Annotated in this window: 10 protein-coding genes; 3 read left to right on the top strand and 7 right to left on the bottom strand. The window is 43.0% G+C overall.

The window, feature by feature from the left end; genetic code table 11:
• Positions 1-13: 13 nt before the first annotated feature.
• Complete coding sequence (locus tag MHI55_RS22970) at positions 14-955, bottom strand: sce7725 family protein (protein ID WP_339186291.1); 942 nt, start codon at positions 953-955, stop codon at positions 14-16.
• 25 nt (positions 956-980) lie between these two features.
• Positions 981-1,817 (bottom strand): sce7726 family protein, encoded by an 837-nt coding sequence (locus MHI55_RS22975; protein ID WP_339186290.1) that lies wholly within the window; start codon positions 1,815-1,817, stop codon positions 981-983.
• A gap of 298 nt (positions 1,818-2,115) precedes the next feature.
• Between MHI55_RS22975 and MHI55_RS22980 the strand changes: the two genes are divergently transcribed.
• Together MHI55_RS22980 and MHI55_RS22985 are read left to right on the top strand one after the other, a co-directional pair.
• On the top strand, positions 2,116-2,673 hold the full coding sequence (locus MHI55_RS22980; RefSeq protein ID WP_340387070.1) for a DUF1697 domain-containing protein: 558 nt from the start codon (positions 2,116-2,118) through the stop codon (positions 2,671-2,673).
• A gap of 53 nt (positions 2,674-2,726) precedes the next feature.
• Positions 2,727-3,374, top strand: coding sequence for an Imm50 family immunity protein (locus MHI55_RS22985; RefSeq protein ID WP_340387073.1), 648 nt, complete (start codon positions 2,727-2,729; stop codon positions 3,372-3,374).
• A 122-nt stretch (positions 3,375-3,496) separates the two neighbouring features.
• On the opposite strand, the gene MHI55_RS22990 is transcribed toward MHI55_RS22985, so the two are convergent.
• The 3 genes from MHI55_RS22990 to MHI55_RS23000 form a co-directional block, all read right to left on the bottom strand.
• Positions 3,497-3,940, bottom strand: a complete 444-nt coding sequence (locus MHI55_RS22990; protein WP_074096020.1) for an Hsp20/alpha crystallin family protein — start codon at positions 3,938-3,940, stop codon at positions 3,497-3,499.
• A gap of 191 nt (positions 3,941-4,131) precedes the next feature.
• Complete coding sequence (locus MHI55_RS22995; protein ID WP_340387075.1) at positions 4,132-5,334, bottom strand: MFS transporter; 1,203 nt, start codon at positions 5,332-5,334, stop codon at positions 4,132-4,134.
• Positions 5,335-5,649: 315 nt separating this feature from the next.
• Positions 5,650-6,609, bottom strand: coding sequence for an AraC family transcriptional regulator (locus tag MHI55_RS23000; RefSeq protein WP_339194927.1), 960 nt, complete (start codon positions 6,607-6,609; stop codon positions 5,650-5,652).
• Positions 6,610-6,929: 320 nt separating this feature from the next.
• On the opposite strand from MHI55_RS23000, the gene MHI55_RS23005 reads away from it, so the two are divergent.
• Entirely contained in the window at positions 6,930-8,516 is a 1,587-nt protein-coding gene (locus MHI55_RS23005; protein ID WP_340387077.1) for a stalk domain-containing protein, read from the top strand.
• Between the two features lie 134 nt (positions 8,517-8,650).
• Here the strand turns inward: MHI55_RS23005 and MHI55_RS23010 are convergent, their stop codons facing one another.
• Both MHI55_RS23010 and MHI55_RS23015 read right to left on the bottom strand, forming a co-directional pair.
• Positions 8,651-8,857, bottom strand: coding sequence for a hypothetical protein (locus MHI55_RS23010; RefSeq protein ID WP_036668655.1), 207 nt, complete (start codon positions 8,855-8,857; stop codon positions 8,651-8,653).
• A 146-nt stretch (positions 8,858-9,003) separates the two neighbouring features.
• Positions 9,004-11,247, bottom strand: coding sequence for a carboxylesterase family protein (locus MHI55_RS23015; protein WP_340387079.1), 2,244 nt, complete (start codon positions 11,245-11,247; stop codon positions 9,004-9,006).
• Positions 11,248-11,543 lie beyond the last annotated feature (296 nt).

Consider the following 11,543-nt stretch of genomic DNA (forward strand, 5'->3'; position numbering starts at 1 on the left):
CTAGAACCCAACATTAATTGTCGGGTTCTAGTAGTTGTATCATTAATTCGATGTGATGCTTAACAGAAAGCTTTTTAGGGAATCCCAATTGATGGAAAACTCCGTCAGCTAGATTATCACGAAATTGTTTAGCTCCTATAGTTTCAGGAGTATTATTATACTCGTTTAGAAACTCAACAAGCTTACTTAAAGCTTGAAAATACTTACCTTGAACGTTCGAAGTGCCTTCTTTATCATCAGATACAAAGTGACGAATCCAAATTTCATTGCTCTCGGGACTATTTTTATAGGTTAAATGTAGGGCAACTGCATGAGCAGGTCCTCCTCCTCCTGTTCCTGAACCTATTACTTGATAATCTCCAAAGCCAAAAAAATCTGGCCTATACACGCAAATTAAATCTGAATAATACTCAGCAGACTGATAATCAGCATTGCGTGATAAACGGTTAAAACAATCTTTAATAATAACCCTATTAAATTGTTTAAAAGAATTAGAAAACGAATTACTAACTTTCCCATCTTGGAAAATGTGATAATCGATGTCTCTTTTCTCCTTGGATCCTTCTATAAAATTTAAAATATTATAATTACCCGCTATGTAGATAAAAGAGAACGAGAATTCTTTGTAAAAATTCATTACTTGCTCTAGTTCCGATATGCTTGTTGACTCTGTAATAAAATAGCCTAAACTTACTATGTTTTTATTTTCGAATACCTCTAATAAGGGATTATAAATTTCATATCCCTTATTACTTAAGTCTCCAGTTTGTGGATTAACAATTAGAACAAAAGGGACTCCCGAGTTATTTATTTCAGGAAGTATCCTCCTAGTTGTTGAATTGAGATTAACGGGTTCAATTATCGGAGTTACTTTTTGACTTTCTTTGATCAAAAAGTTTAATTCATTTATTGCAAAAAGCTCATTTTGCTTACCACGTAGAAAAGGAAAGTACATAATTTATCCTCCTATTAGATAACATTTAATGTATTATTCTACGAAACTGTAAAACTTCTGATCTTTTAAGAGAACCCCTCTCAAGTAGAAACCTAATAGATTTAGGCCAAACAAAAGAATTATCTATTTTGGCTTGAGCTCTAAGCTTGAGTTGTTTGACCATCAAATCATGTGCATCTAATGGTTCCAATTCCTTGAACAATTTTAAACACTCTTCAAAAATGAATGCATCCGAGACTCTTGGCACATCACCATAAGCTTCTTTAATCACTGCTTCATACTCATGTCTTCTTAGTGTCAGAAACATTGAACCAGGATTTAATTCGTTAGTATATTCTCCAGCTTCTCTATATACTTTTAATGCCCCTCTTTTACTCAAAAACATAATTCCTACATGATTAGGTACTTGTGAAAGTATTAATTCGATGTTTTTTTCATATGAGACAACCATAGTTTGCTTGAATAACTGTTGATAAGAATTTATCTGATTAGCTAATCTCCGATTGTTATCAATTTCAGTTTTTATTTCATAAGCTATTGAAGTCCCATTCAACCACAACAAATCTGCGACACAACTCCCACTTTTCACTTCGGTCAATATGCCATTTTTCATCTTTTTACGACTTTCTTTTTTCATTTTACCATATAGTTCCGATTTGTAAATATATTCACATCTATAGTGCTTCAAAAGTATACTATATGCTTCATCGAATAAGAGTCGAAAATCTCCATTAATATTAGCTTCTTTGACAAATTCAAAAGATTTCGAGAGTTCATCAAGTAATGGTTGGTATCCAGATGAGATAATTTGTCGGATAAATGAAGCAGAATATATTCTTGCTAAATCGCTAAGTGAAGACAACCTAAACACCTCTCAATATTTTTAATTCAAAGTAATAGAAATTTATAGAAGAAATTTCATATCAAGATTAAATCAATAGAACCATCTTTCATAATATCATACTCAATTTTGATTTGGTTACATTCCTGAAAATGGTTTATAGTTTCTTTTTTTGTATACTTATATATAATAACTTCAAAGAAATTATGTATTAATCTTCCTATATCATTCGATAGTTGCACATTATTCAATTAGACATTCTAAGTTATTCCCTATAATTGTTATTAAAGTACAGTTCATATCAAGGAGGGGCGCCCATATGATCTATGTGGCTTTGTTACGAGGCATTAATGTAGGCGGAAATAATAAAATCAATATGAAGCAGCTGAAAGAAACATTTGAACAAGCAGGCATGCTGGATGTCGTTACCTATATCAATTCTGGCAATATTATTTTTGCCGATCATCAGGAACATGCCAATGCGAATGTGGAGATATCCCATGTGTTAGAACAGGCCATCGCCGCCGATTTTGGCTTACAGATCAGGGTAATGGTGCGGAATATGGATGAAATTCAATCCGTTATTCAGGCGCTGCCAGAAGAATGGGTTAATGATGACACAGCCAAAAGTGATGTGATGTTCCTATGGGATGAGATCAATGATCCCTCCGTGCTGAACCAGCTGCCCATCAAACCGGGAATCGGCACACTAATCTATGTTCCCGGAGCGATTTTATATTCAGTCAGCAGAGAAGATGCGTCCAAAAGTGGCATGAACAAGCTTGTGGGTTCCAAAGTCTATGCTTATATGACGGTTAGAAATGTGAATACCACACGTAAGTTTTATGCCCTGATGCAAGCAGCAGCAGAGAAATAATACAGACAGGTGGAGATGATGCCACACAGCTTGTGGCAATTGGAGGTAGTCTAATGAACAGAGCATGGACATTAAACGTCAGTGTCCGATCCGTAGAGCGGGAACCTTTCTGGTATGCACCCCAGACTCCCTGGCAGATACAGGGACAAGGTTTTCGAGTGAAATTCCATACCAATAGGGCAATCGACTTGCTTGCTCAAGATCAACTGCTTGTTACCGTTGGTGAGGAAGGTACCGCGAACTGGGCTGCTTTTATCGGAACAGTCGTGGAATGCGAACCAGACTCTCTCCTGCTCTATACAAGTCCTCAGTACGAGGCACAGTTAATGGATATTCGGAGGTTGGAACGCGAATTTTCTCCTTTGGCTTCCATTCTCGGAGCGCAACATGTAATCGAAACTCTGGGCTATTTCCCTCCCTTCCATTATGACGAAATTACGGATGTGCAGCTGGAAACAGTCCAAAATATACAATCCCTCTCTCTTGTACTAACGCATAATACTGATCAGGAATGGGAACAGCAGGTGCACTTCCATTTTGAACATATTCAGCAAGAGATGTTCTCCCCTGTGGAGGCATCTAACGTTTGTTTACAGCTAAGTTTCACTTATGCAGCCGATCAGATTCGTGTTAACTTGGATGCCGTATCCGGCTTCTCCGCTACATTCCTATGCAGCACAATTCATATTCAATTCCATTAACCCGGTTATGTAAAAAATCCCTTCATGGGATAACATGACAAAACATCTTTACAGATGTTCTTCCATGCCTATTACCATAAAGGGATAGCTCAACTTCTTCAGCTACACATTTTGCATCTGGTTTAGTCAATTTGAATGCGTCTGCGAGATTGATCATCACCAGGACGTTTTGGAATCTCGAGCTTCAGCACACCTTCTTCCAATTTGGCCTTAATGTGTTCCTCATCAATATGATCAACATAGAATCGCCGGATAAACTCGCCGGAACGGCGTTCCTGCCGTATGATTCGATTGGAGTCATCCTTCTGCTCCACTACATCATTGCGTTTGGCACGAATAATCAATTCATTACCTTGAACCTGAATGTCGATATCCTCTTTGGCAATGCCCGGAAGCTCGGCTTCTACCGAATATTTGTCTTCTTCCTCACGAATGTCGGTCCGGAATGGCTGGGAGCCAGTTCCAAAAGGGGAGAGGAATGAGTTCTCAACCATGTCATTGAAGGATTTCAACATGTGTCCGAACGGGTCTTCATTTCGTTTACGAAACGGAATCAGATCAAACATGAAAATCAGCTCCTTTTGTGTGGTTGGTTTATTGGTGTTGCTTACATTGATTATTATAATACCCGTGCAAATAAGGCTCAAAGTCTGTAAAAGACGAAAAAAACCGATTTTCTTTCATCATGGTTCACTATTTTAAAATAGATCCTATTTTCTTTTGTTTTGACCTTATTTGATCTTCTGACTTTGTCTGACTATAACGAATGAATGGGGTCCGTTACAGTATTGGATTCATTCTTCCGCATTCCCATCATCATGATTGCCAGCAAGACAACCAGAACAGCTACGAGCATAAATGGAACATGTTTGTCCACCTGATAAAGTGTCGTTGTAAGTAAAGGCGTAATGACGGCGGATATCCCCTGAATCGCTGCTACCAATCCCGCTGCACCTCCCTGCTGTTCTTTGCTAACTGCCAGCGAAGCACCTGCCATGAACCCCGGCATCATCAGACCCGAACCCATGCCAAACAGGAAAAACGAGAAATAATACATGGATAACACATTAAAGACCAAAAACAGGATCATGCTTGCGATCAGGAAAAGGGACCCGAGCAAAATCATTGGGCGTGGCTGCCATTTCAACCATTTCATCTGAATGACCTGCATGATCAACATCGCTACTCCAGAGAACATGAGTCCAAACGAAACCATTCGAGCCGTCGCCGCTGAGGATAGAGCCAGTTGATCCTGAAAATAAAATCCCCCGACAACCTGTAGTGTCATGATACCCATCATCGTGACCAAGCCGGCAGCAAGGTACATTCGTAAACCACGTTGGAACGGGTTGACTTTAGGCGGTTTTACCTGAATGATCGGTTTCGCTGACGGGATTAACAACAAGGCAATAATAAACGCAGCTATCGCTATAAAAATGCCGAAATAAAGCGGCCAGAGCAGACCGATAAGGGTAAATGCTCCTGCAATCGCAGGTCCAAATACTAGGCCAAGTCCATTCGCAGCACTGATAATCGCCATCCCGCTTCCCCGCTCCTCCCCTTCTGTCACATCACCCATATAGGCCTGAGCAGAAGAAAGTACGGCAGGAATAAACATGCCAATCAGACTGCGTGTCACAATCAGAAGGGTTAACAGGAGCCCTCCTCCGATCCATGCATTTAATCCCCCGTACAATGCCAGTGCAAATAATGCACAGCTCACAGACATTCCTATGAACCCAATCAATATGATGGGTTTTCTACCCTTCAGATCACTCCATCTGCCCCATACCGGAGCCATGACAGCCATCATAATGGACCCAAGCGAGATAATAAGACCGGAATGACTTTCTTTCATGCCCAACTCGCGAATAAGTGGTGGCATAATGGGTGCAATTAGCATCAGACCCAACATGGCTGCAAATACGCTAAAAAAAATACTTCCACTGATTCTATTCATGTTTGTACACTCCTCTATATTTCAGTACAGTACCCACTGTACCTGGAGTATACAAGGCTGAATGAATCCCCACTGCCTCTATACGGAACAATTCACGGCAAGCCGGATTATTAATCTTATTTTAAATAAGATGAACCCTTAAAACTTTACACCAGACCACTACGATTACAGTACCATCTTCCGATCGCTGTTATCACCGGATTTCCGTGATTCCCTTCTATTAAAGGGAGAAATCCGTTGATAAAGGCGAACGCTCCGCTTCTCCAGACTGGTTCTACACTCTTCGTTCTCGTGTAAAGTTTCTGTTCATCTTATTTAATAAATCTTTTTCATCTCGGAAGGCTTCACGCCGAATTTGCGATAAAATTGCTGCGAAAAGGCACTGACATTGCTGTAACCGACCGCAATCGCGGCCTCGGTGACGTTGTTATTCTGATTGCGCAGCAACTTCATGGCGTTGTCGAGACGAACCTGACGCAAATATTCGAACACCGTGCTTCCGAAAAGTGCCTTGAATCCTTTTTTTAATTTAAAATCGTTAAGACCCACCTGTCTGGACAATGCTAGCAAAGATGGAGGATCTACCATACAAGCCTCCATAATCTCCCGTGCCGTATGTAACTTCCGGATGTCCTCTCTGGAGAATCCCGCGGGAATTGGCGCCAGATCAAACAATTGGATCATAAATCGATTTAAGATCTCCAACGCTGTCGCTTCCATCATTAAGGATGATCGATAACTGTTGTTTAATTCTACAATCAGACTGTCAATCATCGTTCGTATCCGGTTATCCAATTGAAATACAATCGGCTTGAACACTTTTCGTCCCAACACCTGATTAAACGCAATCGACTTGAAACCGCCCAGTTGTGCCGCAGCATAATTGAACAGAGAAACCGGAATCCCCAGCGAAAAGGACGTATACAGTTCCCTTGCCGGAGGATGAAACCACGCTTCGAAATCATGCATAAAAATAAGGGCCCCTTGCCCTATCGATAATGAATAATCCTGACCGGATATATCCACATTTCGCTCTCCTGACAAGGCAAATTGCAATTCCACAATGGGCGTTTCGGACGCAAAATACGTAGGATAAGGCTGATGATATTCAACCTGGGAATATAAAATCTCAATGCCACTGTATGTCGTTACTCTTTTAATATTGCCACTTCCCGCCTTGGGAGAGAGCAGATACGTGTGTTCATCTTGCTGACTGTAAGGCTCCTGGGTCAGGTAATGCTGATATACTACGCCTAATGCATCATCCGTGCGCATGGGTATTCACCTCGCCTATATCTTGATCAGACTTGTCAGTAAAAAAGCCCGAATTAATTGATAATGATTCTCAATTATAATTCTAGCGTATTTTCGCCCGTTCGACCAGTCCTATATATATGAAGGCTCACGTCTGCTTTTTTCTTCATGTGGCAACATCATTTTATACACTAACTTACATATCCAATTTGGAAAAATATCTCTTATCTAACCTTTTACACAAATCGCAGACTTCTCTTACCTCTCCTTAACATAAGCTCCCTATACTAAAACAATTGTACAACTCATTACACACGAAACGATAAAGGGGATCTGGAACATTGAAAAAGAGAAATCAATGGCTCGCCGTTCTGTCGATGACTGCCATTCTTACCGCAGGAGCAACCAGCTACACATCCATGATTCATGCCGCTGACGCAACTAAAACCACCAATGATCATGTCGTACTGCGCACAGCCATCCAAAATATGCAGGGTACGGCCACATGGAACGGAAGCAGTCGCAGTGTTGATATCCAGATCGCAGATACCAAAGTACAACTTCCTGTAGGGACGTCTTCAGCCACCATCAACGGTGTGAAAACCCCTTTGGACAGTAAAAGCTACATCACCAAAGGTACAACGTATGTATCTTCCCAAACGCTAAAATTAATTACGGATCAACTGATCCTGAAACAAAATAAAACCGGTTTTGAACAGACCGCATCGTTTCAGATGCCTGGTGGCAAAGCAGAAATATCAGCCTCCACGCCAGATGGACAGCGCCTGCTCGTAACCGAAGCGGACAATGGTAGCATTGCCATACTGGATATTGCTGACTTGAAAAACATTAACGTATTAAAGACAGTCAGCTTCCATGACCTCTCCGCCAAAGCTGAAGTCACAAGCGTAACCGTGTCCAAAGATGGCAAATACGGTCTTGCTGTTATTCGTACAGGGGATACAGACAGTGAAGCAAACAAAGGATTGCTTGCCATTGTCGATCTAACAACCTACAAAACCGTAAAAACGTATGAACTGGGCATTGGTCCTGACTCGATTGCACTGTCACCTGACGGTCTGCATGCGGTGATCGCCATAGAGGATGAAGAGCTGAATACAGCTGCGGATGAAATTGACTATGCCAACACCAAACGTCCGGGTAGCATTATGGTTGTATCTTTTGCTGGCGGGAACGTATTGGAGGGTGAAATCACCAATTTGCCAGTATCTCTGGACAATGTAGAAGGTGCCATCTATCCGCATGATCCACAACCAGAGTATGTTGCCATTAGTCCAGATAGTAAAACAGCAGCTATCACTTTACAGGAAAACAATGTCGTTGCCATCGTAGATCTGGAGACAAAAAAAATCAGCTCGATCTTCGCGCTTGGTACTACTTCACATCAAGCAGATCTGAAGGATGACGGTATCGTTCAGTTTAAAGAGACGTTGACCGCTCGTTATGAACCGGATGGGATTGCTTTCTCGGCAGATGGTAAATACCTGCTGACAGCTAACGAAGGGGATTTGGGCAAAAATGAATTTGAGGATGGTGTAAAAGCAGGCGGACGTAATATTGCTGTCTGGAATCTGCAAGGCCAGAGGATGTACGATAGCCAGAATCTTATTGACGAGGCAACTGCCATGGTTGGCTTGTATCCCGATGATCGCAGCCCCAACAAAGGCAGCGAAGTCGAGAACCTGACCGTTGCTACTGTAGACGGCACTACGTATGCAGCCGTAGCTTCCGAACGGGCAGATGCCATTTTGTTCTTTGATCTTGCTGATCCGGTCAATCCGGACTACCTGGGTCTGATTCCTACAGCCGGAGAATCACCAGAGGGAATTCATCGTGTTAACGGACGCAGCCTGTTTGTGAGTGCAGATGAAAGCACGGGAACACTTAGTTTTTTTGCCAAGAAATAGTTCGAGTGCCCTCGGTATGTAAAGGCTGAACTGAGCGGTGTCACGTTGTATTGAGTAGGTGGGGGCGAAAAGCCCCTATCCTCTCATACTATTGTACGCGCTATTCCACGTACCCACATATAATGCTGCAAAGGTTATCGACGCTTCATATTTTCCAATTCCCGCCTGTTCCGCTCTACTTCCTCTTGCAACACTCGTACTTCCATCCTTAATGCGGATACTTCCTCTTTGACGCCAGACCTCTTCATCACAAGATAGAAAACCAGATATAATACAAGACCAATCATAATAAAGAAAATTAATAGCGTTATAATACCTGCAATACCTATAGAGCTAATCATAACTTTACTTTTCCCCTTTCCGACATTCTATTAATTTATATTTACAACAATACCATAATTAAGCATAACGAACAGTATAAAAAGCCAAGAGAGCATGCTCCCTTGGCTTTCAATTTATCTATATATACCTTCCTATCCGGTGATCCTTATTCCCAGAAGAAACGACCTGCGAACACTTTTTCCGTCAACAGTTTATACGTTTCTTCAGGCAATTCTTTTTTCATCTTTGCCATAACGGCGTCTTTGTCTTGATTATATTGTGTGGACATGCCAATCTCTGCCGTTGTATTGCTAGCATCCAGACGCATGATTGGGGCTTGAGCATCTTTCGTCCAAGGTGTCCATGCCGCTAGATCAGGTGATCCACCCGTACCTGGATTGCCTGTGTACAGGAACTGCTTCAGATATGCTGCCATCGCGGCGGACAACTGATCACGTCCTGGTTTGTTTGTATCGCTAAAGTACCCATCAGGGAAGTAGGCAGCAATTCCGTCTGCGTGTCCTGTATAGAAGTCCATATCCGCACCATGTGGTGCGCCCAGTAACGTGAGCAAACGCTCAGAGATGACCCCAGGTTGTGTGCCCCATGCAAAACGATACGCATATACCGGTGGCTGACCTGCTTCACTGGTCAATTGCTCCGCTACACGCTCTGCATTAAAGCCTGCATAAGCTTCGCTACCGTATTTCAACGCAGCAGCATATTGTTCCGCCTTGGTTTTATCGGTAAACAAAGTCTCATCCGTGATGGATGGAGAGAAGTTTGGATCACCGAAGGCAAAACCGGAGAACTCCGTTTCCAGGCTGCCGAGCAATACAGGGACTTTCGTGTAATTGCCATTATTAATGGCGTCAAATCCTTCTTTTGGAATCACTGTGCCATCACGGAACAGATGCGGGAATGGGTCCATACGGATTGCCGTTGCACCAAACGCTGTGACCAACTTGTCCGCAGGCAGTCCACGCAGGTAGCTCTCCAGCTGTGCCTGAGATTGCTTGCCAATCCATGCTTTTGCTTCTTCTGCATTAGCCGCTTTCCCCTCTTGCACGAGTAGCTTCACAAGCACATCCTCGGATTTTTGCTCACCTTCTTCCGGTGATGCTGTCGTCAATCCTCCGCTGAAAGCAACTGCTTTTTGATACAATCCTTTGCTAAGTGGCGAGATCAGAGTTGCCAGCACATCACGTGCACCAGCAGATTGTCCGGCTAATGTAACATTGCCTGTATCTCCGCCAAATCCTTCGATATTATCCTGTACCCACTCCAATGCACGGAATGCGTCAAGCAGACCATAGTTACCTGAGTCATCCAGGGCATTGCCTGTTTTCAGTGCTGCATTCTCGAAGAATCCAAGGGCTCCCAAACGGTAATTCACTGAGATGATAATGCTGTTGGTACTCCGTGCAAGCTGTTCACCTTGAAAATCTTTACCTGATCCGGTCATATTCCCACCGCCGTGCAGGAACACCATAACCGGAAGTTTCGAACTGGTTGTGTCGGGACGCCAGATATTGAGATACAGCGAATCCTCGCTGCCTACAGTATTTTTACCAGAGATCTGCAAGCTGTTCGCTGCAAATTCCTTAGCCGATCTGGTTCCTGTCCATGATTCCGGTTCTTGCGGGGCTTTCCAGCGCAGTTCCCCTACCGGAGGTGCCGCGTAAGGAACACCGAGCCAACCGAGCGTGCCATATTGCTCATAGGTCTTGCCATCAATCGCGCCATACTTGGTCTGTTGCACCGTTTGAGGTTTGAACGCCCCAGCTTCTTTATGTTTCAACCAACTCTGCTCCAAGGTTCCACTGCCATTCTTGAGCTGTATCTGCAAAGCCTGTGCGGTTGCCTCTGCCATTAGGCGGTTGGTAAGTTGACTCGCTCCCTTCCCTTGAAGCGCCATGATTCCTTTCCCAGCCGCATAGGTGGAAGCTGATCCCTGCTCATAATCCGTACCTGCTTCATATCCAAGCACCTTCAGTAGCATTTCGGCATAACCTTCCGCTGTAAGGGGTGCATTAGGTTCAAACTTCTCCGTTCCTGTTACGATCTCAGATACATACGGATGCTGCTTCAAGTAACCAACGACCGGTTGCAATACTTTGCCTGCCTGAGCCGCATCGTCGTACGTTTCCGATCCCTGATAAGCGAGTGCTTCTTTCTCCAATCCGGACAAACGCAAGTAAAGTACTGCGGCCTGAATGCGTGTTGCCTTTTTGTTCAGATAAGCTGCATTAACACCTTGACCGCTGCCGCGAATAAGCTCGGATTGGATCAGCTTGTCCATCGCTGCAGAAGAAGTAGGTCCTGTATTGCCTGCTGCATAAGCTGGTAGAGCGGATACACATAACCCCAGAATTGTTGCTACAGCAATCGAACGTTTAATGGTTTTCATGTCATAAATCTCCTCGCTGTCGAATAGTGTGTGTTGGGATAATTTCATTGGAAATGTTCAGTTGAAATGCGTATCTAAGAATCAGTATTCCAATGTCTGGATGAGTCTATATCTCTATTTATGAAAAATTAAATCTGCTGCGCTCCTTTCTGCTCGAAATATCTGCTACGGCGCTTGCGGTCATGCCATCAGGCATTTTTTTATATAAAAAAAACCTGAACCGAAGGCAAACAGACATCGCTTTAGCGTGGTCTACTGCCCTCAATTCAGGTTTTGCCTGCAATCAGTAACAACCC

The sequence above is a fragment of the Paenibacillus sp. FSL E2-0151 genome (genome assembly GCF_037993015.1).
GTDB lineage: Bacteria > Bacillota > Bacilli > Paenibacillales > Paenibacillaceae > Paenibacillus > Paenibacillus amylolyticus.

Excerpts from the sequence above, each read along its gene's own strand:
- MHI55_RS22970 (WP_339186291.1), bottom strand. The coding sequence starts at position 955 with ATGTACTTTCCTTTTCTACGTGGTAAGCAAAATGAGCTTTTTGCAATA.
- MHI55_RS22995 (WP_340387075.1), bottom strand. The coding sequence starts at position 5,334 with ATGAATAGAATCAGTGGAAGTATTTTTTTTAGCGTATTTGCAGCCATG.
- MHI55_RS23015 (WP_340387079.1), bottom strand. The coding sequence starts at position 11,247 with ATGAAAACCATTAAACGTTCGATTGCTGTAGCAACAATTCTGGGGTTA.
- MHI55_RS22980 (WP_340387070.1), top strand. The coding sequence starts at position 2,116 with ATGATCTATGTGGCTTTGTTACGAGGCATTAATGTAGGCGGAAATAAT.
- MHI55_RS23010 (WP_036668655.1), bottom strand. The coding sequence starts at position 8,857 with ATGATTAGCTCTATAGGTATTGCAGGTATTATAACGCTATTAATTTTC.
- MHI55_RS22990 (WP_074096020.1), bottom strand. The coding sequence starts at position 3,940 with ATGTTTGATCTGATTCCGTTTCGTAAACGAAATGAAGACCCGTTCGGA.
- MHI55_RS22985 (WP_340387073.1), top strand. The coding sequence starts at position 2,727 with ATGAACAGAGCATGGACATTAAACGTCAGTGTCCGATCCGTAGAGCGG.
- MHI55_RS23000 (WP_339194927.1), bottom strand. The coding sequence starts at position 6,609 with ATGCGCACGGATGATGCATTAGGCGTAGTATATCAGCATTACCTGACC.